The organism is Acinetobacter sp. GN11 (assembly GCF_054823985.1).
The window spans coordinates 12,581-37,361 of record NZ_JRVL01000030.1 but is presented as its reverse complement, the minus strand read 5'-3'; the positions used below and the strand labels follow the sequence as shown (position 1 = coordinate 37,361).

General features: G+C 38.9%; 24 protein-coding genes. 9 read left to right on the top strand and 15 right to left on the bottom strand.

Translation table 11 applies throughout. The features are described 5' to 3' along the window. Positions 1 to 143: 143 nt before the first annotated feature. Positions 144 to 836 carry a M23 family metallopeptidase gene (locus NL42_RS03935; protein ID WP_252611270.1) on the bottom strand — a complete coding sequence of 231 codons (693 nt, stop codon included), beginning with the start codon at positions 834 to 836 and terminating at the stop codon, positions 144 to 146. 107 nt (positions 837 to 943) lie between these two features. Here NL42_RS03935 and NL42_RS03930 point away from each other — a divergent pair, with 107 nt between their 5' ends. Then, complete coding sequence (locus NL42_RS03930) at positions 944 to 1,384, top strand: DUF721 domain-containing protein (RefSeq protein ID WP_461311827.1); 441 nt, start codon at positions 944 to 946, stop codon at positions 1,382 to 1,384. A 97-nt stretch (positions 1,385 to 1,481) separates the two neighbouring features. Here the strand turns inward: NL42_RS03930 and lpxC are convergent, their stop codons facing one another. The 8 genes from lpxC to gshB form a co-directional block, all read right to left on the bottom strand. Then, positions 1,482 to 2,384, bottom strand: coding sequence for a UDP-3-O-acyl-N-acetylglucosamine deacetylase (gene lpxC / locus NL42_RS03925; protein WP_004790060.1), 903 nt, complete (start codon positions 2,382 to 2,384; stop codon positions 1,482 to 1,484). 110 nt (positions 2,385 to 2,494) lie between these two features. Beyond that, complete coding sequence (ftsZ, locus tag NL42_RS03920) at positions 2,495 to 3,670, bottom strand: cell division protein FtsZ (protein WP_016139861.1); 1,176 nt, start codon at positions 3,668 to 3,670, stop codon at positions 2,495 to 2,497. A 164-nt stretch (positions 3,671 to 3,834) separates the two neighbouring features. After that, the gene (gene ftsA, locus NL42_RS03915) at positions 3,835 to 5,097 is read right to left on the bottom strand and encodes a cell division protein FtsA (RefSeq protein ID WP_016139860.1); all 1,263 of its coding nucleotides are present in this window, start codon (positions 5,095 to 5,097) and stop codon (positions 3,835 to 3,837) included. Between the two features lie 60 nt (positions 5,098 to 5,157). Further along, positions 5,158 to 6,012, bottom strand: coding sequence for a cell division protein FtsQ/DivIB (locus NL42_RS03910; protein WP_461311826.1), 855 nt, complete (start codon positions 6,010 to 6,012; stop codon positions 5,158 to 5,160). Between the two features lie 2 nt (positions 6,013 to 6,014). Beyond that, on the bottom strand, positions 6,015 to 6,941 hold the full coding sequence (locus tag NL42_RS03905; protein WP_461311825.1) for a D-alanine--D-alanine ligase: 927 nt from the start codon (positions 6,939 to 6,941) through the stop codon (positions 6,015 to 6,017). Between the two features lie 36 nt (positions 6,942 to 6,977). After that, complete coding sequence (gene murC, locus NL42_RS03900) at positions 6,978 to 8,426, bottom strand: UDP-N-acetylmuramate--L-alanine ligase (RefSeq protein ID WP_003654096.1); 1,449 nt, start codon at positions 8,424 to 8,426, stop codon at positions 6,978 to 6,980. A gap of 11 nt (positions 8,427 to 8,437) precedes the next feature. Continuing rightward, complete coding sequence (gene murG / locus NL42_RS03895) at positions 8,438 to 9,535, bottom strand: undecaprenyldiphospho-muramoylpentapeptide beta-N-acetylglucosaminyltransferase (protein ID WP_461311824.1); 1,098 nt, start codon at positions 9,533 to 9,535, stop codon at positions 8,438 to 8,440. Positions 9,536 to 9,773: 238 nt separating this feature from the next. Beyond that, the gene (gshB, locus tag NL42_RS03890) at positions 9,774 to 10,718 is read right to left on the bottom strand and encodes a glutathione synthase (RefSeq protein ID WP_461311823.1); all 945 of its coding nucleotides are present in this window, start codon (positions 10,716 to 10,718) and stop codon (positions 9,774 to 9,776) included. A gap of 160 nt (positions 10,719 to 10,878) precedes the next feature. Between gshB and NL42_RS03885 the strand changes: the two genes are divergently transcribed. Both NL42_RS03885 and NL42_RS03880 read left to right on the top strand, forming a co-directional pair. Further along, complete coding sequence (locus NL42_RS03885) at positions 10,879 to 11,091, top strand: DUF1737 domain-containing protein (RefSeq protein WP_002122004.1); 213 nt, start codon at positions 10,879 to 10,881, stop codon at positions 11,089 to 11,091. Positions 11,092 to 11,317: 226 nt separating this feature from the next. Then, positions 11,318 to 13,507, top strand: a complete 2,190-nt coding sequence (locus NL42_RS03880) for a TonB-dependent receptor (RefSeq protein WP_461311822.1) — start codon at positions 11,318 to 11,320, stop codon at positions 13,505 to 13,507. A 514-nt stretch (positions 13,508 to 14,021) separates the two neighbouring features. Here the strand turns inward: NL42_RS03880 and NL42_RS03875 are convergent. Both NL42_RS03875 and NL42_RS03870 read right to left on the bottom strand, forming a co-directional pair. Continuing rightward, positions 14,022 to 14,882, bottom strand: coding sequence for an ImmA/IrrE family metallo-endopeptidase (locus NL42_RS03875; RefSeq protein WP_461311821.1), 861 nt, complete (start codon positions 14,880 to 14,882; stop codon positions 14,022 to 14,024). Further along, the gene (locus NL42_RS03870; protein WP_461311820.1) at positions 14,875 to 15,210 is read right to left on the bottom strand and encodes a helix-turn-helix domain-containing protein; all 336 of its coding nucleotides are present in this window, start codon (positions 15,208 to 15,210) and stop codon (positions 14,875 to 14,877) included. Before NL42_RS03870 ends, NL42_RS03875 begins: the two co-directional genes overlap by 8 nt. Before the next feature lie 206 nt (positions 15,211 to 15,416). Between NL42_RS03870 and NL42_RS03865 the strand changes: the two genes are divergently transcribed. Continuing rightward, positions 15,417 to 15,596 (top strand): hypothetical protein, encoded by a 180-nt coding sequence (locus tag NL42_RS03865; RefSeq protein WP_461311819.1) that lies wholly within the window; start codon positions 15,417 to 15,419, stop codon positions 15,594 to 15,596. Between the two features lie 101 nt (positions 15,597 to 15,697). Continuing rightward, a complete protein-coding gene (locus tag NL42_RS03860) occupies positions 15,698 to 16,642 on the top strand; it encodes a hypothetical protein (protein ID WP_461311818.1) in 945 nt (314 codons plus the stop codon). 292 nt (positions 16,643 to 16,934) lie between these two features. On the opposite strand, the gene pyrE is transcribed toward NL42_RS03860, so the two are convergent. Then, complete coding sequence (gene pyrE, locus NL42_RS03855) at positions 16,935 to 17,585, bottom strand: orotate phosphoribosyltransferase (RefSeq protein ID WP_461311817.1); 651 nt, start codon at positions 17,583 to 17,585, stop codon at positions 16,935 to 16,937. A 38-nt stretch (positions 17,586 to 17,623) separates the two neighbouring features. On the opposite strand from pyrE, the gene NL42_RS03850 reads away from it, so the two are divergent. Both NL42_RS03850 and NL42_RS03845 read left to right on the top strand, forming a co-directional pair. Beyond that, the gene (locus tag NL42_RS03850; RefSeq protein WP_461311816.1) at positions 17,624 to 18,448 is read left to right on the top strand and encodes an exodeoxyribonuclease III; all 825 of its coding nucleotides are present in this window, start codon (positions 17,624 to 17,626) and stop codon (positions 18,446 to 18,448) included. Positions 18,449 to 18,904: 456 nt separating this feature from the next. After that, positions 18,905 to 19,255, top strand: coding sequence for a Spx/MgsR family RNA polymerase-binding regulatory protein (locus NL42_RS03845; RefSeq protein ID WP_461311815.1), 351 nt, complete (start codon positions 18,905 to 18,907; stop codon positions 19,253 to 19,255). 38 nt (positions 19,256 to 19,293) lie between these two features. On the opposite strand, the gene NL42_RS03840 is transcribed toward NL42_RS03845, so the two are convergent. Continuing rightward, positions 19,294 to 19,731: a DUF2147 domain-containing protein gene (locus NL42_RS03840; RefSeq protein ID WP_003654111.1), complete on the bottom strand. Its 438-nt coding sequence runs from the start codon at positions 19,729 to 19,731 to the stop codon at positions 19,294 to 19,296. A 152-nt stretch (positions 19,732 to 19,883) separates the two neighbouring features. Here NL42_RS03840 and NL42_RS03835 point away from each other — a divergent pair, with 152 nt between their 5' ends. Continuing rightward, positions 19,884 to 20,795: an alpha/beta hydrolase gene (locus NL42_RS03835; RefSeq protein WP_461311814.1), complete on the top strand. Its 912-nt coding sequence runs from the start codon at positions 19,884 to 19,886 to the stop codon at positions 20,793 to 20,795. A gap of 174 nt (positions 20,796 to 20,969) precedes the next feature. Further along, entirely contained in the window at positions 20,970 to 22,163 is a 1,194-nt protein-coding gene (locus NL42_RS03830) for a GGDEF domain-containing protein (protein ID WP_461311813.1), read from the top strand. Here NL42_RS03830 and dsbD read toward each other — a convergent pair. Together dsbD and NL42_RS03820 are read right to left on the bottom strand one after the other, a co-directional pair. Continuing rightward, positions 22,158 to 23,993, bottom strand: coding sequence for a protein-disulfide reductase DsbD (gene dsbD, locus NL42_RS03825; protein WP_461311812.1), 1,836 nt, complete (start codon positions 23,991 to 23,993; stop codon positions 22,158 to 22,160). The genes NL42_RS03830 and dsbD overlap by 6 nt on opposite strands. Before the next feature lie 18 nt (positions 23,994 to 24,011). Continuing rightward, positions 24,012 to 24,779 carry a transporter gene (locus NL42_RS03820; protein ID WP_461311811.1) on the bottom strand — a complete coding sequence of 256 codons (768 nt, stop codon included), beginning with the start codon at positions 24,777 to 24,779 and terminating at the stop codon, positions 24,012 to 24,014. Positions 24,780 to 24,781 lie beyond the last annotated feature (2 nt).

The window sequence follows — 24,781 nt, the reverse complement described above, 5'->3', positions numbered from 1 at the left end:
TGAATAGTCATTGACCGAGCATTAAACAAAATAACAAAAAAACGCCAATAATGGCGTTTTTTTACACAATCTTTACGTTAAAAAAGGTTTAAGCTAATTTCAGATTCATAAATTTAATAACCTCAACCTTTTTAACTATGCTTTTAAGGAAGCATCGCCAAGTAAGTCGTTGGATTCTTACGTTGACCATCTTTTACTACTTCGTAGTGCAAATGTGGACCAGTACAGCGACCTGTACAACCTACATTAGCAATATGTTCACCTGCCGACACTTGGTCGCCTACACGTACCATTAAGCGCGAAGCATGAGCATAGCGTGTTAAGTAACCATTCCCATGGTTAATTTCAACATATTGACCATAGCCAGTGCCCCAGCCAGATTTAGTTACAATACCTGGGCCTGTCGCATAGATTGGTGTGCCACTCGGAGCAGCCATATCTAAACCGCCATGATGTTCGGCACGACCGCTCATTGTACGACCACCAAAGTTCGAAGAAACTCGTACAGTGTCAGGAAGGGGATGAGAAATTAACCAAGAGTAAGCATTTGAAGAAGAGGCATTAAAAGAGTTCTTTGCGCTCGTATTGCCATATTTTTTTGCGAGCGATTCATTGTTGAGCTCAACCGTTTTTTGGCGTAAGGTCACTGAAACTTTCGCACTCGCCGGAAGATCTAAATCATCAGGATGGGTGTATGAACCTTGAGATAATGTTTTTGATAGTTGTTCCAATCGATCTGAATCAGTAGATTGGTTAATAGTTTGATAATCTGCAAAAGCAACTGATGCTGCCGAAGCGGCAAGTGAAAACGCTAATAAAATACGACGCGTGTGCATAAAAACCTCTTGAAACTGTTCTTACTCAAGTTCCTTATGATCTCTTCCTTGATATCAATCGAAATGAACGCTTAAGATGAAGACAAGAATCTATCCGAGAATGACCCATGTCTAAACCCGATAACGTTTTTCAACAAACCGGAAAACACATAAAAACAGGAAACCTTACGTTTCTAACAACGCAAGTCGCGCAATGGCAAAGACTTACGAAAATAATCCAACCCTTATTGCCCCAACCGGAACAATGGCAGGTCGTGTGTTATCAAAATGGTTCTTTGATCATTACTGGTGAAAATCAGGCGATGATTAGTCAACTCAGTTATTTACAGAACCAATATGTATCTAAATTATCTCAACTTGAAGGGTTAAAAGACTTACAGAGAATTCAGGTTCGCTTGAGAAATAAAAACATTCCAAATCCACCCTCATCTGAGTCATCTAAACCCATTCCCCCGGAAACACAAGAAATGTTACGTAGTGCAGCCGACTTCGTGAGCGACCCTAAGCTTAGCCAAGCTTTACTACGTTTGGCAAGCAATAAAAAATGATGGGCTTTCTATTTCTTAATTAGAATCGTTCTTGTTATGTGATAATAATCACACTTTACAACGTTACAATATAACGTAGCCAAGTAAAGACAATGACTTATGTCACGCTGACATATGGAATTGGACACTCATTCTCGTCATTAAATGTTACAATTTCATAATTACTCGGATCACTTTGAACATTGCGTAACAACTGATTATTTAAAGCATGTCCCGATTTGTAGCCATCAAACTTGGCAATAATTTGATGACCAAGCAAATACAAATCACCTACTGCATCCAAAATCTTATGTCTTACAAATTCATCAGCGAAACGTAAGCCTTCTTCGTTCACAACGCCGGTATCATCTACACCAATCGCATTATCTAAACTTGCGCCCAAAGCTAAGTTATTTGCTTTGAGATAATCTAAATCTTTCATGAAACCAAAAGTACGAGCTTCACTGACTTCATATACAAAAGTTTCAGTAGAAAAGTCGATCGTCGCAGATTGATATTCTTTAGCAAATGCCGGATGGTCAAAATCAATTGTAAAATTTAACTGAAAGCCATTATGCGGACTAAAAATCGCTTTTTTATCATCGATTAATGCTTCAACTGGTTTTAATATTCTTATAAATTTTTTCGGCGCATCCAGCTCACGTAATCCACCTTGCATTAATAGGTAAATAAACGGACCAGCACTCCCATCCATAATCGGAACTTCAGATGCAGATACCTCAACAATAAGGTTATCAATTCCCAAACCTGCAATTGCGCTCATCACATGCTCAATTGTTCCAACTTTTATATCTCCAATCACTAAGTTAGAGCACATAAAAGCTTCTTGAATGAGCAATGCATTTGCATGGATTTCAACGGGCGGGTCTAAATCGATACGACGAAATACAATACCTCCATCCGCGGTATGTGGAATGAAATTGATCATCACTTTTTGACCGCTATGAAGACCTATTCCACTCGCTTTTACCACACGATTGAGAGTACGTTGTTTCACCATGCTTTGTAACTTCTTTTTTAAAACCGCTATACGTTAGCATATTTAGTCATTGATCAAAAACAAAAAAAGGCAGTGTTTAAACACTGCCTTTTTTAAAATTTAATAATTTTTTACTTACGTTGCTGATTTTTCAAGTAATCTTGAATACTCATCGGAGAAGAGCGTGGAGAAGAACTTGCATTACTACTCACTTCATTGTCTGCATTTTGACGCTTATTAATAGCAGGAACGTCATCTTCATCAACAGATTGAGCTGCTTGAGACGATGCATGACTTACAGTATTACGTTTTCTCGGCTCTGCATCTGCTGCATTACGAGTTAAACCAGTTGCAATCACTGTTACACGTAATTCATCACGCGCATCTGGATCAAATACCGTACCGTAGAAGATTTCGCCTTCATCAAGGTCAACAATCTGGTTCACGACATCAGTAATGATTTCAGTTTCGCGTAACGTAATATCATCACCACCAGTAATGTTAATCAACACACCTTTAGCATTAATAATATTGACGTTATCAAGCAATGGACTACGAATAGCCTGTTCAGCTGCTTGACGTGCACGATCTTCACCACGACCTAAACCAGCACCCATCATGGCATAACCACGTGTACTCATTGCAGTTTTCAAATCGGCGAAGTCAAGGTTAATATGACCACGGTTTACAACAAGGTCAAAGATACTACGTACAGCATTTAACAATACATCATCAGCTTTTTTATAAGCATCTTTCATTGAAATATCGCCATATACGCTGAGTAAGCGTTGGTTAGGGATAATAATCAATGAATCAACATGTGCTTCAAGCGCTTCAATACCGCGTTCAGCAGATTTTAAACGGCGACGGCCTTCAAAGTTAAATGGGGTTGTTACAACACCAACGGTCAAAATACCCATTTCTTTGGCAACTTCAGCCACGACAGGTGCCGCGCCTGTGCCCGTACCACCACCCATACCAGCGGTAACGAATACCATATCCGTACCTTCAAGATGGTGACGAATAATTTCACGGCTTTCTTCTGCTGCAACTTGCCCTACTTCAGGGTTAGCACCAGCACCTAAACCACGTGTACTTTGCTCGCCTAACTGAATTTTGAAAGGTGCATTCATACAGTCTAGTGCTTGTTTGTCTGTATTGGCACAAACGAATTTAACACCCTGAATATCAGACTGCACCATGTGTTGAACGGCATTACCGCCACCACCACCTACACCAAATACAGTGAAACGGGCTTGACCGTTGCCATCGTTTAGTTCATCTTCTATAAATTCAAATGAGGCCATGACCTTTAGGGTTCCTAATACATTATGGCAGTCACTTCAGCCCGTATACTGCCTTGATTTTCAAAAATAACTAATTTTAAGAATGCTGTGCAATACAAACCTTGTCAAGTACAGTGGTTTTCTCTTACAACTTCCTAACAATTCTACCAATAAATCCATACATCCTAAAAAATGGCTTTTAGCTTGCTATTAAATGCATTCCAGCCATTTACCATTCGCTCCCATACCGAACGGTCATTTGCCTCTTCAGGCTCTTCAACAGCTTCTTGCAACTCACTTTGGCTAAACATGAGCAAACCAGCGGCTGTTGCATACATCGAACGACGTAATGCTGCCTGATGTTGATCATCAGCATAAACCTGTAACGGCGGATTACCCAAATGTGCGGATACCCCCAACATGCGACGAGCCAAACTCACCATACCTTCGATTTGACAAGCATCTCCTGTCAACACTACACCATGGTATAAACCATGAATTGCACCACTATGTTCGAGTTCATCGCGAATCTGGCTAAAGATCTCTTCATAGCGGGCAATAATAATTTCTGACAACTCAATTCGACTAATGGTTTGAGGGCCATCAATTCCTTCTACCTGAATCATGTGATCTGGCTTAACCGCACTTAAATCGACACAACCATATAGAATTTTAATACGCTCAGCTTCTTCTGTCGTAGTTTGCAATACAGCAGCAATATCACGCGTAACGTGCTCACCACCGCGTTGCAATGTACGTGCCAGAGCCAAACGTCCATCTAGATAAACCGCAAGATTAGTAATGCCTGCGCCAATATCGACCAGACAAACACCATATTCTTTTTCATCTTTAAGCAAGCTTGCCTCAGCGGTTGCCAGGCAAGATACCACCATTTTTTCAACCCCGATATTTGCACCTTTCATAGCGCGATCAAGGTTTTGCATAGTCGCAATCGGCATCATCATTAACTGATAATGTCCGGTCATACTATGGGCAGTCATGTTAATTGGATTCTGCACCCATTCAGCAGAATCACCTAATTCAAAGCCTAACGGCACTGCACTTGCTAAATAGTAATCAGAAGTCACATGACTTGCTTTTGCCAATTCTAACGCGCGCACGACTTCATTTGTTGTAATAACATGTGCTGGATTAGCAACTGGTGTGCGGCCAGAGGCATAAAAACTTTGCAACTCGGTACTCGGAATCGATACCCATGCGCTATGAATGCGACATTCGGCCATATTTTCCGCTTCAGCGACAGCATTTTTAATCGCAGCGATAACTTTATCGAGGCTTACGATTTTTCCTTTATTCATGCCACGATTGCGAGCAGTTGCCATACCGATAACTTGAATGTTATCCGGCGCATGAATTTTTCCAATCAAAACTGAAACTTTATGCGTCCCAATGTCAATCGCAACAACTGAGGGAACAGCTTCATTCATCACTCATACCATTTCTTTGTTGTTTAATACCAGGCAAATTGCCTATTTTAAAGCCACGTATTATGGCTTTGCTTTTGTTCCACCTGCAATGCTTGTGTCATCAATCGTTACAACAAACTGACCATTCACAATTTTAGGTGGTGTTGCGTTCTTCCATTGAATAGATAATCCATTACGATATCGCAAATCAATGGCTGAGATTTTCGACCAGACCGGTTTTAAGTCAGATTGTGCCAGATGACTTAAACGTTGCAACTTATTCATTGTTTGATCTTGGTCAACGATAATTCGTAAACCTGTATCAAACTGCATAAACCAAGTCATTCGCTCCGTCAGATATAACTCTTTTAGGCGCAAATTAGCTGGATGAAATAATTGATTGATTTCATTATAGCGTCGCATCATCATTTTCGACTGGCTTACCGGACCATGGAGTAACGGAAGCTCAGGATGAATCGTCGGATCTGCTTCACTGAATACATCGCCTCCATCGCTTAACAAGCGACCTGTTCCCCAACGGGCGATAGCATGTCGAGGCATCACACGAACACGAATACCATTAGGCCAGGCACGAGATACGACAACTCGGTCTACCCACGAAATTTCTAATGTTTTGTCACGAATCTGTTCTAAATCAGATGTGAAATAATTCGCTTTTATAATTGGAGCAACATGCTGCATCACTTGTTGTGTTTCAACTGAAGACGTTGACCCCACAACCTCTAGCTTTGCAACTGTTGCATCTGTAATAACTTTATATAGCCCATAAATTCCGAATGCCAGCACTACAAATGCAATAACCAACAGCACCCATCCACCAGCATTGGCAAGCTTCTGCTTACGTGTAGGTGGTTTATCATGAATAGAGGTGATGGCCGCACGTTTACGGCGCATGGAAGCCGGAAGTTGTGCCATATTTAAGCCGTACCTTCCAATGTTTGCTCAAGAATGGCAACACACAATTCATCAAAACTATAGCCAACAGCTTTCGCAGCTTTTGGAACTAAAGAGTGGCTGGTCATACCTGGCACAGTGTTTACTTCTAAAAGCCAGAAATTACCCTGCTCATCCTGCATCGCATCAATACGGCCCCAGCTTTCTGCACCAACTGCCTGAAAAGCGCGTAAGCACAATGCTTGTAGGTTCTTCTCTTCTGTCTCACTCAGACCACAAGGAATACCATACTCTACATCATTACGTTGATATTTTGCTTCGTAATCATAGAACGCAACATCTGCTGGTGGCTGTAAACGAATAACTGGTAAAGGCTGACCATTTAGGAATGAGATTGTGAATTCACGACCTGTGATCCACTTTTCTGCCATCACAACAGCATCGTGCTGAGTCGCCTTCTCAATTGCAGCAGCAAAGTCTTCTGCTTTCTCAACCTTACTCATGCCGACACTTGAGCCTTCATGTACAGGTTTGATAATTACAGGTAAGCCTAACTCAGTAATAACCGCATCTAAATCTGTTTCTTTAGTAATAATGCGATATGGTGCTGTAGGTAAATCGCTACCTTGCCATATTTGCTTGGTTTTGACTTTATCCATGCCAATCGCAGAACCTTGCACGCCAGTTCCAGTATAAGGCAGATTTAACCATTCAAGTACACCTTGAATCTGGCCATCTTCACCGCCACGACCATGCAATACAATAAATGCACGATCATAATTTACAAGTTCAGTCACACTGCGGTCTTGCGGATCAAATGCTTCAGCCTGAACACTTGAACGCAATAAAGCATCCAGAACTGCCTGACCACTATCTAAAGACACAGCACGCTCAGCCGATTTCCCACCAAATAGCACGGCAACTTTGCCGAATTTTGTAGCATTTGACACGTTTAAATCCTTAACCCGATAATTCAATATTTTTGTTTATTTCACATACAAATGGTGTTGTGCAAGTTCTACTGAAATTGCTCCAACGTTACCCGCACCCTGCGTTAATAACAAGTCATTTGGTTGTAACACATTTTGCATGATGTTTTGTAAATTACCTTCAACCGGATCGACCAAAATCGGTTCCACCTGTCCACGTAAACGAATACTACGCGCCAAAGTACGGCTGTCAGCACCTACAATAGGCTTTTCACCGGCAGGATAAACTTCCAGTAATAATAATTGATCGACTTGAGAAAGCACTTCAATAAAGTCATCAAAACAATCGCGGGTACGAGAGTAACGATGTGGCTGGAATAACATCACCAAACGACGATCCGGATGGCTCTGACGTGCAGCTTTAATGGTTGCTTCTACTTCTTTCGGATGGTGCCCATAGTCATCAACTAGCTTAACGTTGCCATCAGCAAGTTCGAATTCGCCTTGTACTTGGAAGCGACGACCAACACCACTAAAGCCTGCTAAAGCACGACTAATTGCGTCATCAGAAACACCTTCGTCAGTCGCAACACCAATAGCAGCTAGAGCATTTAAGATATTATGCATGCCCGGTTGGTTGATGGTTAAACGTAGCGGCTCACGACCTTTACGTAACACCGTGAAGTGTGAACGCATGCCATCTTGTTCAACATCAATTGCGCGAATGTCGTTATCTTCATTAAAACCATAAGTAATCACTGGACGGCCTACACGCGGCATGATTTCACGAATGTTGGCGTCATCACCACAAACTACAGCCAAACCATAAAATGGTAAGTTATGAAGGAACTGTACAAACGTATCTTTTAACTTATCAAAACTACCTTCATAGGTATCCATATGGTCAGCATCGATATTCGTTACAATGGCTGCCATTGGCTGCAAATAAAGGAAAGATGCATCTGATTCATCAGCTTCAGCTACGATGAAACGACTTTCACCCAGTGCAGCATTTACACCTGTACTGTTAAGTAAACCACCAATGACATAGGTTGGATCAAGGTTTTCTTCAGCCAACATTGTAGTTAAAAGACTAGTCGTCGTGGTTTTACCATGTGTACCAGCTACAGCAATACCATGACGGTAACGCATAAGCTCACCTAGCATCTCTGCGCGGCGTACGATTGGAGTACGTTGTTCAATCGCTGCTTTGATTTCTGGATTTTCTGGATCAATCGCTGTAGAAACTACAAGCACATTGGCATTTTTAATATTTTCCGCTTGATGGCCGATATAAACCTTGATGCCATTTTGCTCTAATTGTTCTGTAGTTTTAGATGCTTTAATGTCTGAACCAGAAATTTTATAACCTTGGTTACCCAATACCTCTGCAATGCCACACATCCCAGCACCACCGATCCCCACAAAATGAATGTGTTTGATACGGCGCATTTCAGGCACTTTAATCAGTTTTTTTGCTTGGTTCGCAGCTGTTGATGGAGACATAGTAAATCCGATTACATTTTTTGGATAAGATCAACCACATGCTGAGTCGCATTTGGTTGGGCATGTTGACGCGCTTTCACTGCCATTTCTGTAAGTAATTGGCGGTTCATCAGCGAAGTGAACAATTCATTTAAAACATCTGGTGTCATAGTCGATTGCTGGCAAATTTTTGCAGCACCGATATCAGCCAGAAATTTGGCATTTGCAGTTTGGTGATCATCAACTGCTATCGGAAGTGGCACAAAAACTGCGGCCACACCTGCTGTTGCAACTTCTGTTACCGTGAGTGCTCCAGCTCGGCAAATAATTAAATCTGCCTCACTATAAGCCTTTGCCATATCTTCAATAAACGGCAAAACGTGTACAGTTAAATTGGCTGGTGCATCTGCATAGAGTGCTTGAGTTGCCTCAACTTGTTGCTGACCGCACTGGTGAAAAATATTAAGTGGAACTTGTAATTGTTTTAATGCTGGAGGTAAGCGTTCGTTGAGTGCTTTGGCACCTAAAGAACCACCAACAATTAGAATATTTAGAGGCTGCCCTGCTTGCGCGCGCTCATCATAACGCCACTTTGGGCTTAAAATATCTGTGATTTCATGACGTACAGGATTTCCTGTTGTGACGACTTTTCCACCTGCAGGAAATGTATTTGGAAATGCTTCACACACGACTTTAGCAACACGAGACAACTGCGCATTGGTAAAACCAGCAACCGCATTTTGTTCGTGAATAAGTACAGGAATACCTAACAAACGTGCTGCCAAACCACCCGGTCCCGCAACATAACCGCCAAAGCCTGCAACTGCATCAACTTTAAGCTGTTTCATATAACGCATTGCACTTAAAGTAGCTTTTAAAATTTTAAAAGGTGCAGCAATTTTACGGACTAATCCATTGCCACGAACACCTTGAATATCAATTTGATATATTGGAATATTTTGATCTTTTAATAATCGGTTTTCCATACCTGTTGGCGTGGCTAACCATGAAACCTGACAACCTTGTTGTTGAAGTTTTTTGGCTACGGCGAGGGCTGGAAAAACATGTCCACCTGTACCGGCAGCCATCATCATGACATGTTTAGGTTTACTTTGCTTTGAATCGGTCACGGTCTAATTCTTCAACTCAAAAAACAATGGAAATTTTCATCTATTTTTGTAGCCGTTTATTTTAATCCTAAAGCTTCATTAACGAAAAGCTAATTTCACTCGTTTATAACAGAAAGATGTGCTTTTTTGAAAATATGCCTACAAAGCTGTGGTGTATTTAGTATTGTTATTTTATTAATTCATATATTTTCAGGTGATTTCCCATAAATACCGCGGAAAATCACCTGAAATACCTAAATTAAGCTGAACGTCCAGCTTCTAATACATCAAACAGATTATCGGCAATTGATGTACCAAATTGAGCATCAATTTCGCGTATACAGGTTGGACTAGTGACATTAATTTCAGTGACATAATTACCAATCACATCTAAGCCTACAAAAACTAAACCTTTTTCGCGTAAGAAAGGACCAATTTTAGCTGCAATCAACTTGTCATTTTCAGTAAGCGGACGCGCTTGGCCTAAACCACCTGCCGCTAAGTTGCCGCGTACTTCACCATTTTGTGGAATACGAGCTAGACAGTAAGGAATAGGTTCACCATTCACCATTAAAATACGCTTATCCCCTTCTACAATTTCAGGAATATAGCGCTGAGCCATAATTGGGCGGTTGCCTAGCTCTGTAAGCATTTCTAAGGTAGAACCAATATTTACACCATCTTGGTATAAACGGAAAATCCCCATACCGCCCATACCATCAAGCGGCTTAACAATCACATCACCATGTTCTTTAATAAATTCTCGAATTAAACTTTGCTGTGATGTCACAAGTGTAGGCACTTGTAGCTCTGGAAATTGCGTTGCAAAAAGCTTTTCGTTGCAATCACGCAATGATTGAGGCTTATTAATAATCCATGAACCTTCGCGTTCCGCTTGCTCAAGCACATAAGTTGTGTAGACAAAATTCATATCAAACGGCGGATCTTTACGCATAAGCACTACATCATAAGCCGCGATCGATTCTTTTTTCTTTTCGCCTAACTCATAGTAATGATTGTAATCTTCAAAAACTTTTAACGGTGAAATTAGACCGTAAGCCTTACCTTGATCGATATATAAATCTTGCTGTAATGCATAACCTAATTCATGTCCACGACGGCTCGCCGCCCACAACATTGCCATGGTTGAATCCTTTTTAAGGTTTACGGTTTCAATCGGATCCATGACGACAAGTACACGCATGCTCAAGCTCTTCTTAAAATTTAAATTAACATGAGTATAGCTGAGATTTTTCACTGGTTTTTCTTAATTTCAGTAAAACCTTATCTGTTATTTCTTGATCTGGAATTTAAGTAAATTCAGTTAAACTATGACCATAAAATATTATTTTTAAAGGCTAAACATGAAACTTTATCGCTATTTAACTGGCCCTGATGACTCTGCTTTTTGTGCAAGAGTGACTAAAGCACTGAATCATGGTTGGGAATTATATGAAGCACCAACCATGACCTTTAATGGCACACATGTGATTGTTGGACAAGCAATTTGCAAAACGATTGACGAGAATTATGATCCAGAAATGGATATTTTAGATGTTCTCAAAAATAATGCTTAACTCAAACATTTCCTTTCATCTCTAAAAACATCTTCTTAATCCCAATTAATAACTCAAGCTAACCAATACTCCCCCTTGTTAGCTTGAGCAATCGCTACACCATTTCAAAACAAAGACTTAAAAAAGCAATCTCATAAATTTTAAAGACAATAGTTCTTTTATTCTAAACAATTAAATGATTATAATTATCATTTATACTTTTATTTTTGTTAATTGATTTTATTTTATGTTAAGAATTTCTTTATCATCTCCCCAAATTAAGCGTTTATTCCCTCTGAGCTTACTCAGTTTAATGATCTTGAACATTCAAGGTGCTTATGCAGAGGAAGCGACTGATTCAGCCGTAAAAGTTGCGGCTACCATGCCCACCATAAAAATTGAGGCCATGAGTGAACTCGACCCAATTAAAAGTTATATCGACTATGACAAAGCCAATGTCACACGCAATGGTTTAGACAAAAAAGACATTCCTCAAACCGTTGATACGATTGATGTTCAGAAATATAAAATTTATGGATCGAATGATTTAAGCGTTATGCTGCAAGGCACCCCAGGAGTATCCACCAATTACGATATGCGTGGTGACGGTATTACGATTCGTGGTTTTGGTGCCGATACAGGTGATATTTACCGTGATGGCATACGTGAAAGCGGACAAGTACGCCGCAGTACTGCCAATATCGAACGTATTGAAATTTTAAAAGGCCCCGCTTCTGTTTTATATGGTCGTAGCGCTGGTGGTGGAGTTGTGAATATGGTGAGTAAGTTCGCCAATTTTGACTCTAAAAGTTCAGTTGGTGCTTACGCAGGTTCTTACGACAACTACGGAACAACGGCTGACATTAACCAAGTCATTAATGACAATTTAGCAATACGTTTGACTGGAGAATATGGTGAGTCAGGAAGCTTCCGCTCTGGCATTGAAAATAAAATTGAAATGTTTTCACCAAGTTTCACTTATAAAAATGACGATGGAACTCTCACTTGGACTACACAATATACCTATGACAAATTAGGTCGTGTGCCTGATCGAGGTCCAGCATATGAAAACTTGCCTGCGGGAACTTCAATTAAAATGGGATTTGCCCAAGACTGCGATTATGTTGATGATATTTTGCAAGTTGTGCGTACCGATGTGAATTATCAATATGCGCCTGATTGGAACTTTCACTGGGCAGCAAGTTACCGGCAAGCAGAACAAAACTTTGACCACTTTTACTTTGGAACTTATTGTGGGTTAGATGGAAATGACCTAAAAGGTAAAGCATGCACCAGTAAAAAAGGCTACATCAATCAAATTTACTACTGGCAACAAACCAGCAATAAAACCACCACCAATACATTTGATATTAAGGGCAAGTTCAAAACAGGCTCGCTTGAACATCAAATCATGATGGGTACAGACTGGACCTATGAACAGCGAGAACCACGCTTAGCAAATGAAGCTAAAAATGGTTCTATTTACGGCTACGTTAATCCATTCACAGGCGAACGTGAATATAGTCGTGGCAATGGTCCATTAGTGATGAGACAACATAACTACAATGAAGGCACAACTTATGGCGTATTTATTCAAGATTTAATTGCTCTAAACGACCAACTTAAACTCATGTTGGGCTTACGTTATGATTACTTTGACTTTTCAACCACCAACAAATTAACGAATGAACACCGCAATGTAAAAGATGGCAGCTTTAGCCCAAATGTTGGTTTGGTATGGCAACCGCTTCCTGAACATAGTTTTTATACGTCTTACTCTAAGAGCTTTGCACCATTTGGCGGACAAATGGGTGTTAACCAAGTTACTGGAAGCACCGATGTCACAAAAATGGATAAAGAGCCTCAATATAACGAGCAATATGAAGTTGGGGTAAAAAGTGAATGGTTAGATAGTCGTTTAAATACTCAATTTTCTGTCTTTGATATTCGTAAAAATAATATCCGCTATAAACCAAACCCTGACAGTGAACCAGAGGTATGGGCAACCGCGGGTCAGCATCAATCTCGTGGTCTTGAATTTAGTTTTATTGGTCGCGTACTTGATAATGTCTTTGTTCGTGGTGGTTATGGCTACACAGATGCAAAAGTAAAAGAAGACAAACAAAAGCCCGAACAAGAAGGTAACTATTTAGCCAACACATCTAAGAACACTGGTAATTTATTTGTTCGTTATTTACCAACCGAGCAGTGGTATACCGAGGTGGGCGTAACCTATGTCGGGTCTTATTATCCAAATATTAATAATGCAGTAAAAATGGAAGGCTTTAATCGCGTCGATGCAGCAATTGGCTATAGTGCAGACCCTTGGAATGTCACTATTGCAGTGAATAACCTGACCAATAAAGAATACTGGCGCTCAGACAGCATGCCGGGCACACCACGTAATGTGCTATTGCGTTTGAATTATCAGTTTTAAGTAAATATTAAAAAGGCATACCCCTATTTAGAGGTATGCCTTTTTATTTTTAGATACCGTATTTCTCGCGATAAGCTTGCATATTTGCTAGCGCTTCTTTTTCGCATTTGGTGATGATTGAACAAGGTTAACAAGACAAGTTGAGCATGGCCTTGAAGTGTAAGAAGTGGGATGTAAAAGATTTAGAATAGATCGCTTTATTGACAACAAGTGATAAATCCGCTTAAAAAAAGCCGACATATTACAAAGTCGGCTTTTTTACTTTTTTAGAGTAATGCAAATCAATTTAAGATATTGATTTGAAATACTTAAATCAGAATAATTTCGGATAAGAAATTTTATGTTAAATTATAAGCATCTTATCTACGATAGGTTTGCTCATGTTGTAACTTAGGCCATGTGTATCGCTCATGAAAGAGTTTAGAATACAAACTCTTAGTGAAGTTACAGGTAGTTTTTATACTATTTCACTTGCTGCTTAATCTACCATTTTTTATGGATTACACTGTTATAACTAATTTTGGTTTGAACAATACCAAAGTTCCTCATCACGAGGAAGTTTTAAAATAGTAATAATACGATCAAGGCTTTCGGTTAAAAGTTTATATTCTGTCAAATATCCATGAGGTGCTGCACCCTCAAACCAAATATTTGTTTGAATAAGAGAACCTTCTAAACAATTCGGGGTTAAATGATTGGCGCAAAGAGATTTTTCAGGAATTTGAATAATTTTCTTCCGCGTAGGAAATACAGCTTTTGCCCGATATGCTCTTTTACTTGAATAGGACCACTTCATAAAACCATCAATAGAAATAATTGCCACCATATTTTCATCAGTTAATTCCAGCCATTTAATCAAAATGGCTTCCAATGAAACACCATATCGATTGGTGCAAAAACTGAGAAAATCGAAGGAAAAAACTTGCTGTTCTGTAATTTTTCTAAAATCTCGAATAGGTATAAGTAGATTAGAAGCAAATAGGTTTGCTTGATCTTCTATGTTGATCTGATCATCATCAAATTCTCGAATAATTTGTTCTGAACACATGAACTCTTCTTGTTGAGTTCTATGGAGAACATAATGTCCAATTTCATGAGCTTGGGTGAAGCGAATCCTTTCTTTAGAAGGGATCGTATTATTGTAAAGTAGCGTCCAACTGTTATTGTTATTTTTAAAAAGAACCCCTTCAAACCGATCCACATTCGCAGATTCGACTTGGGATATAGGATCATTCCAGTTAAAAAGCGCATGTATATTTTTTGCCAAAAACTCTAGGTCAATTGGAAAGCGCTCAGTTGAATGAGGATAAATAGTATCAAGCATTTTATTTATTTTCGTTGTTGCTTTATAAGGGGTCCAGACTGTTTCAGTCATTTTTATTCCCTGCTTGCTTCAAAACATTCATAATATCCCTAAGCTGCGCTTTTTGGCTCGACTCTAAATTTTTATAGTTTCTAAAAAAAGAATTATCGCTATCAATTTCTGTAGGTTCACGATCATCTTTTTCTAAAAGAAAATCTGTTGTAACGTCAAGATGTTCTGCAATTTGGGCCAATATCTCAGCGGATGGTTTCTTTGCATCATTGTTTTCAAGTTCCCACAAATAACTTTTGCTAATGTTCGCTTTTTTTGCAAGACCTTCTAAAGTCAAATTTTTACCTTTTCTGAGTTTTTTAATTTTATCTCCAAGTATGGTTGGCATGTTGAGTACTCCTTAAAGCATATTTTTCATAATAAAAAATTTTAGCACATAAAAGTTCGTAATAGAGGTATTTATTGCTTGACAATAATGTTAAATACGGTTAATTTTTATTCCAAGTTCGTAATAGAGGTATTTTTATTACTTTTTTTAAGGGCGAAACTTAATTTATTTTGGATATCTCAGTCTGCATAGTAAAGGAGCAAGACATGGCTACAAACACTGGTAATGATTACCGCATTGGTTCTATCAAAGACAGGACCCAACTTAAACATCCCCAAAATCCAGATTATTCAATTAAGAGAGATACAGATACTGGGCGATTCATGCAGGTAAAAGAGGGTGATTTCAAAGGTGTTGCTCACGAAAAAGATCATCGCCGAAAGTGAGTGTTAAGAGCTTTTACATCTAACTCTAATCCACTTTCGGAAAAGCACTGGTGTAAAAGCTATTTATATGGCTAATTTAAATTTATGTGGAGTAAGGGGTAATGAATTTTTTATATTCTTCGTACAAATTAGATTATAAAAACCCAGAGTGTAATTTTTTAAACATAAACCTTGATGAAGACACTTGTTTATTTGTTGATGCCTATGCGATGTCTAGGTCATCAAATCAGTATATGCAGTCAGGGCATAAAACTTTACGAATATTTATGTCTGAAACGCTAATAGGGTTAAAAAATTATATTCAAGATCAAACAGGCATTAACAGGTTATGGCAACCAAAGTGCTTCGCTGAACCAAAAGGTACTGGTATTGGACTGGCTAAGAATGGGCATAAAGGTCGAGGAAGCCATGATGTTAAATGTCAGCAAATTATTACCGCATTGAGGCACTCAAAAGCTGTAGAAACAGGCGATTTAGAAGATTTAGAAGAATTACTGTTGGTTATTGAAGGAATTGGTTCAGATACCATATCAGATATTACAATCAATATCGCCAAAAAACATTTTATTGAATATACACAAGAAAAGTGTCAAGAATTGAATATTCCAATGATTGTAACGAAGGAAAAAATCAGATATTTCTGTAGCGTAGATAGAAAATGGAAAAGCGATACATTCGAGTTACCACACTTGGATGTGGGATTAAATAAAACTTCGAGTTACTTAATTTTTATTCCAAATGAAATTCTCGAAAAAAATATGGCTTATGGGTGTAATTATTTTTACACAAATATTGCAACCCCTATTTATGTTGACCAAGTTCTTCGGGCTGGATCGTCTTTCATTTACTCATTGAAAGATGGGAGTAAAAGAGTTAATAAAAGGGAAATGCGTAAGGAAGATAAATATAAAGGTGGTAAAAAAAGAATGGATGGTTTTATCTCAGAGGACCCCAAATCGCTTAAAGAATATAGAAAATCTGTTGCAGATAAACGGTATAAGCGAAATCAAGAAAAGAAGAATCCAAAAAAAGATGATTCAGAATAATATTAAAACTTATTCATACTAGGATTAGATTTAAAACAATCAATTTCTAGTATGAATAAGTTTCTTAGATTCGCTAAACCTACCATAATACATCTAATGCGAAATTATTTTTATTCAAATATAAGTATCAATATCTTATAAAAAATCGCTCTAAGACTCAGCACACTAGAATGGCTTTTAGTGATTCTTCACGCCCCATGCTTATTCTGCAATCACTATTTCCAATTATTATTTAATTACACTCACCAAAACAAAAAAGGAAGCCACAGCTTCCTTTTTTAATACCTACCTATTAAATACCGTATTTTTCACGATACGCTTGCATATTTGCTAGTGATTCTTTTTCGCCTTTCGCTTCTAAATAATCCATTAAATCTTTCATGGTAATGAGTGCATGCACCGGAATTTCTAATTCTTTTTGAACTTCTTGAATTGCAGAAAGTTCACCTTGCCCACACTCCTGACGATCTAATGCAACCAATACGCCCGCAATAGTCGCGCCTGCATTTTTCAAAATCGTTACGACTTCGCGAATGGCTGTACCTGCAGTAATGACGTCATCAATAATCCAGACTTTTTTACCTTCAACCGCAGCACCCACTAAAACACCGCCTTCACCATGATCTTTAGCTTCTTTACGGTTAAAGCCCCATGGTACGCTTTTGTTATGTGTTTGCGACAAAGCAACAGCAGTCGCTGCTACAAATGGAATCCCTTTATAAGCTGGCCCAAAAATCACATCAACATTTTCACATTGTATTAATTTATCAGCATAGCCTTGTGCTAAAAGAGATAAAGCTTCACCATCGTTGAGTAGGCCTGCATTAAAAAAATAAGGACTCACGCGTCCAGATTTTAAAGTAAACTCACCAAATTTAAGCACACCGCGTGATAATGCGAGTTCGATAAATGCTTGCGGGTTAAATGACACAGGCGTTGTCATGAGGTGCTCCAAATTCACAATTGAGGTTAAATTTTCGCATGATACCAAAGGATCAGTATCCAAGTGATGTAAAAATTCTTCGAGTCGTTTCCATTAACGTAAATGGCTTGCGTTCTTCAGTAACGAAAGGCTTACTTGAATGGTTAGAACAATCAGATGCCGATGTCGTATGCATGCAGGAAAGCCGCATTACCCATGAACAATGGACTGAAAAATTTAGACCCGAAGGATGGCATACCCATCTCTTTCCAGCAGAGCGTGCAGGTTACGCAGGAACTGCCATATATAGCCGCTTACCCTTTATCTCTATTAAAGATGGTTTAGGGTTTGAGTTGGCTGACAGTCAAGGCCGCTTTGTTTCTGCTGAATTCGATTTAGGTTTGTCACATCCGGTACATATTGCGTCATTATACTTACCTTCAGGCTCAAGTGGTGAAGAAGCGCAAGCACGTAAAGATTTATTTTTAGGTGAGTACGCAAAAATCTTGAAACAATGGCGTGATGAAAACAAGTCAGTCATCATTTGTGGTGACTACAATATTGTTCATAAACGAATTGATATCAAAAACTGGTCAGGTAATCAGAAATCATCTGGTTGTTTACCACATGAGCGCGCATGGCTTGACCATATTTACGATGAACTTGGCTATGTCGATACCTTCCGTGTAGTTCGCGCAGAAGCAGAACTTTATTCATGGTGGTCAAATCGAGGTCAAGCTCGTGCAAAAAATGTAGGGTGGCGTATTGACTATCAAGCATGTTCACCAGACTGGAAAACACGTGTAGCCAACGCATGGGTCTTTAAAGATCAATGGTTTAGCGACCACGCACCCGTTATCATCGACTATAAAATTCAAGAATAAGTGAACAAGTGTTCACTTGCATTGTCGTTTTCGCTTACAGCATATGTCGTTTTTGAGTATTTTTCTTACACAGCTTTAACGGCATTATAGCTGCACGGCACAGGGAAGCAGTCAGGATGACGCAAAAGGATAGGACGCCGTAGGAAGATAAAATAAACTTATGATAAGTTTATTTGCAAGGATGTGACATTGGACGTTGAAATGAGACCCGCATGATCAGGATGATTAAATGCGGGTTTTCTCTTTTCTGCCTCTTATATTTTTTGCGCTAAGTTCTTTTAGTTTTAACTTCTTCTTATTAAGCTCATTATCGCTTTGTCTTATGACAATAACATGACATTTCTCTTTCGATTAATCATTATTTTTCATTTGTTTTAAAAGTATCTGTATAAAGTAGTGCTCACATGCATTTTGAGTTAGGCTGTGTGATCTCTCTTTTTGACATGGTCCGATAAAATGTTAAAAATTTATGGAATTAAAAACTGTAGTTCAATGAAAAAAGCATTTGATGCTTTGCAGGTTAAAGCGCTTAGCTATGATTTTCATGATTATAAAAAACAAGGCATTGATGCAGATACCTTAAAAATCTGGTTAAAAGAAATTGGACAAGATACTGTTCTCAACAAAAAGGGAACGACTTGGCGCAAGCTTTCAGAAGACGAACAAACTCGTGCTTTAAGCAGTGAAGATAACCTTATTGAAGCACTGATTGCTCAACCAAGTTTAATTAAAAGACCTGTTTTACAAACCTCAAAAGGTTTTGTTGTAGGTTTTGATGAATCTACCTATCAAAACATCCAAGCATAAAAAAACGAGCCAAATGGCTCGTTTTTTTATGAGGGCTTTTAGTTAGCGCGAATCCACGTTTGGTTACGACCAAGTGCAGAAACACCAATATAGCCACGCAATTTAAGCTTCTTACCGCCGTCTGTTAACTCACCTTTCAATTTGTAAGTTTTGCCAGATTTTGGATCTAAAATCGTACCGTTTTCATAACTATTGCCACCCACATTTTTCAAATTATGTACAATGGTGACACCTTTAAGCGGTTTGTTTTTGTACGGACCTTCACATTTTGTACAAGCATTTTCTTCGCCTGGCGTCAAAATGTTTTGAATGGTAGCAGTTAAGGTTCCATCCTTCTGTTCCGTAAATTTAACTACGGCTTTTGGCTTGTTGGTCTGATCATCAATTGTTTTCCATACCGTTCCATTGAGTGTATCAGCCGCATTGGCAAATGCAGCCATACCAATGAGTCCTAAAGCTAAAGCAATCTTTTTCATTTTTGTAATATCCTTGGGTCTTTCAAGATTTTTAGTATTCAGAAGTCGCAAAGATATTGCAATTTTTGAATGTGACTGTTTCGTGTAACCTTGTAATCTTGCAAAATAAAATTTACAAGAAAACAAGAAACTAGCATAAAAATGGATGCTGTATGAATATATCAAATGTTTGGAAATATTACTTTACAGAAACTTTTCTTAAAACAACAATTCGCAAGCCAAGTCAGCTCAATTTGCCGGCTACCGCCTTACGTCCCGTTCTAGATCAGATGTGTCGTGCTTTCCCACGACAAAAAAATGTTTCTGTACGCCCAATTCGGTTAGCAGGCATTAAAGGTGAGGAAATCAAGCCACAAGATTCTGCCACTCAACTGATTTTCCACATTCACGGCGGCGCTTTTTTTCTTGGCAGTGTCAAAACACACCATGCTTTCATGACCGATTTAGCTTCCCGCACCCAAATGCAGGTTATTCATGTGGACTATCCGCTTGCTCCTGAACACCCTTATCCGGATGCAGCTGAAGCTCTATATGACATCTATCAATCTTTAGTAGTACAAGGCATTCAGCCTAAAGATATTATTTTGTCAGGTGATTCATGCGGAGCAAATTTAGCGTTAGCACTTTGCTTACGTTTAAAAGAGCAACCTGAGCTCATGCCAAGTGGCCTGATTTTATTATCTCCATTTCTAGATTTAACGCTTACCAGCGAGTCTCTCAGATTTAATAAAAAACATGATGCCTTACTATCTATTGAAGCCCTGCAAACCGGAACTCAGTACTATATAGGCAATCAGATCGCGGCCGATGATCCACGTGTTTCACCTATTTTCGATGACTTGCAAGGCCTACCACCCACCTTAGTTCAGGTGGGCTCTAAAGAAATATTATTAGACGATGCCAAGCGTTTTAGAGAAAAAGCTGAAGAAGCTGGTGTTAAAGTTCAATTCAAACTTTATACAGGCATGTGGCATAACTTCCAGATGTTTAATGCATGGTTTGATGAGGCTAAACAAGCATTGGCAGATATTGCTGAATTTGCTCACGAACTCGATAAAACTTAATTTATCTATAAATGATGTGAACGGTGAATAAAACTTTTCACATCATTTACTTTATAAAAAGTCATCATGTATAAATTGAAAATCATGTTATGTTTAAAATATAAATTATTTAAACAATCCAATTTTAGGATGGTCCAACAAAGAGGCATCTATATTTAGGAGCCCTTACTTATTATGAAAAGTCGTTTAATCACTCATCTAATACATAGAATAAAACAGGTGATAATCGATTTCATCCACAATAATCACATCATTAACTGGACGCCATTACAAAAAAGCGCTCTGATGCTCACACTTGCCTGTGCAATGAATTTCAGTTGGATTTTATGGAAAGGTTATATTCTAATTACCCCAAGTGTCTGGCAATGGACACATTTACCTTTAGTTGAATCGCAACTCTGGCTCAATTTATTAACCTTATTTTTATTGGCTCTTTTGATTATCCCCTGCTATCGCTATAAAAATGATGAATGGGCTCAAAGAATTATTCCTTTCGTGAGTGTGCAATTTTTTACGCTCATGCTATGCCATGATGGATATTTAATTGGCAGTATTAGCCCCGCTACCATGGTGGGTTATGTCGGTACCATTGGTGTTGGTCTGGTGTTATTTGACCGAAAAATTGTTTATAGCGCTTTCGTACCTGCAACAATTATTTTAACGGTATGTACTTATTTAAGTATGAGAGGCACTTTGCCTTATGCGCCTTTATTTAATCTGATTGCTATGCAACGTGCCCAAACCAATCCTTTCTGGTTAGGAAGCATGGCATTTTTTATTATGCCCATTTTATTGGCCTGTTTTATTTTATTTGAAATATTACTGACCCAATGGCGTCAGCGAGAAACTTATATTCAACGCTTAAGCCAAATCGATCCATTAACTAATGTATTAAACAGGCGCAGTTTAAACACGCATTTAGAATCAATGCACCAACAGCAATTTGAATATGCAGTGGTACTTCTTGATATCGATCATTTTAAAAAAATTAATGATATATACGGACACCACCAAGGTGATCAGGTCTTAATTGAAATTGCTCAATGTCTGTCAAAAAACTTGCGCAATGAAGATATTATTGGTCGATTTGGCGGAGAGGAATTTATTTTATTACTCCCCCACACCGATATTATTCAAGCAGAAAAAATTGCTGAGCGTTGTCGTCATGCTTTGCAAGAATTGCCTGTTTGTAGCACTCAAAATAATCCAATTCACATTAGTGCAAGTTTTGGTATAAGCTGTTCAGCTTTTGCACAAGACCCTTATCTTGTTATTCGGCAGGCAGACCAAGCACTTTATGCAGTAAAAGCTTCAGGACGTAATCAGGTACGTACATTTCATCAAACTGAAGCTGTTAATACACTATGATTTTTTTAGTTTTGCCAAACTCGCGAGTTGTTGTAAAAGTTCTTGCTGACTAAAAGCACCCGTTAAGCGTAAAGCACGAATCTCTTTTTGCTCTGGGCTTAAAAATAAATAGGTCGGTGGCCCCAAAATATTCCATTGCTTGAGTAGCGCTTCATGTGACTGATCATAATGGCTCAAATCAAGCTTAATTAAATAGTAAGGTGCGAGAGCAGACTGGACCTCAGGTGCTTTTAAAATACGGTGCTCAATCGGTTGGCAAGCAACACACCAGTCTGCATATACATCAACCACAATAGCCCGATCAGTAGGTGCTTCTGCTAAAATCTTTTGGAAGTCTGCCGCGCTAGTCGCAACATGCCACTCGGCCATGTGTTCGGAACTTTGCAAATTTCGATTCTGAATATGTTGATATTGGTTATAGGCTACAAAAGGGATAACGATTAATAATAAGATCGCGTAGAGCCATTGTAGCTGCCCTTTTTTCCAGAAAAACTGATAAACAGCATAGGCTATAAAAGCGAGGCCTAGTACTAAACTAAGTACTTGCATACCCCAATCTGGCAATAAGGGACGAATAAAGTAGAGGCTTAAACCCAACATCAGAAAAGCAAAAATCACTTTAATCTGATGCATCCAGTCGCCTGCTTTAGGCAAGAATTTTGCGCCTAAAATACTTGCCAGTAACAACGGAATTCCCATTCCAAAACCTAAGCAGAATAAAAGCAAAGCGCCTTGCCATTGGTTTTGTGTTTGAGAAATAAATAATAAAGTTCCAGCCAGAGGCGCGGTCATACACGGACCGACCAAAAGTGCAGAAACCACACCCATGACTCCCGCACCTACTAAAGTGCCGCCTTGTTGCATTGACTGAATACGGTCAAGTCGATTTAACCATGTTTGCGGTAAACGAATTTCAAACAAGCCAAATAGGTTCAGAGCAAATACAATAAACAACAAACTAAAAGCAATTAAAGTCGCAGGCTGTTGTAACCAACGCTGAAAATTTAAGCCTGCTGAAGAAGCAATTAAACCCAAGCCTGCATAAACCAATGCCATACTACAAACAAAAGTGAGTGCAATGGTCCAAGCCTTTAGACCTTTATGTTCTCGAATAATTAACGAAGTTAAAATAGGCAGCATCGGTAAAGAACATGGCGTAAATGCGAGCAACATGCCTAAACCGAGAAATAATAAAATCCCATACCAAAGCGAGTGTTCAATTAACTTAGCTGACCAAATCTGATCTTGCGCAATTTGTGGCTCTGAATCTGTAGATGATTCTATTACTGGCTCTTTACTCTGCTCTTTTTCTAAAAGTTTTGAATCTGAAGGAGCTTCTGGTTGGGAATTTGCTAAATCGAGAAATCGTTTTGGCGCTGTTCCCGCTTGGTTTTGCACACCGACCAAACCATCTGCATCGGTTTGAAACTCAATAGTTTGTGGTGGATAACAAATACGGTCTTTGGCGCAGCCCTGCCAAGTCACACTATAGTGCTCTAAAGGCTTTGTCTTAATTTGGAAATTAACTTGATGGTAGTAAACCTGACTTTGCCCATAATTTTCATCATATTGAGCAATCGCTTTAGGTAATTTTAAAGCTAAAGGTTGAGTACCTTGTTGTACGGTAAATTTATGCTGATATAAATAATAATTTGGCTGAATCTGCCAAGATAAACTCGCCGTATGCGACTCAGAAGATTCAACCGAAAATGAAAAAGCCTGTTCGGGAGAGAGCAACTTATCTTGTGCAAAAGCCAACTGGCTAAACACACAAACAGCAACTGCTAGAAAATAAAGAATTCCCTGATGAATAAGCTTTTTCATTAACATAAATTTAAATTGCTTCGATTAGAACAAGAACGCCACGCCTAAGCCACCATTGTAGCTCTTGTCTTGACCCTCTAAATCAACCCCTATACTTGCGTCAAGCTGAGTACGATTATTTACGGCGTACACTAAACCTGTACCTAAACCATATTCATAGTCTTGGCTTTCAGCTTTACGGTAAATGAATTCAGAATATCCGGAAAGTTTACCAGCTATCTTATAGTTGATTGCTGGAATTGCGGTCACAGCCCAATTACTGTTTTGCACTTCGTAACGCATGGTAATTGAGGTATCAATCAAGTCATCATATTTATAAGCCACTGCTGAGCTTAGGCTATAAATATCATCATGCGCAGTAAATTCATCATTACCAGTTGCAATGACAGCCTGAGCTAACACAGCCATTGATAAGTTTTCATCATCGAGATCAATTGCTTTTTTCAAACCGATGCTTACATCACCAAAGCCTGAATTGTCAGTTTTTTTACCAGCATGTTTGGTTTGAGTCCATGCTGGACCTTGCCAACCTAATTGTAATTCTAAGCCATCAGCCAAACCTGTACGGAATAGCATATCTTCACTTACAGTTACGGTCTTTTCTTTAACCCCATCGACAGTCGACTCTGTATAAGTCGCACTAGGTAAACCTTGTTCCCAAGCTAACTTACCCACTGGTGTAATACCTGTTCCGAAGCCTGCTCCAGGACGGTCAAAGGAAAACTCTGCGGCGAAAGTACTTCCGGCAGCAACAGTTGTAAGAGCAAAAGTTAAAATTTGTACTATTTTCATTT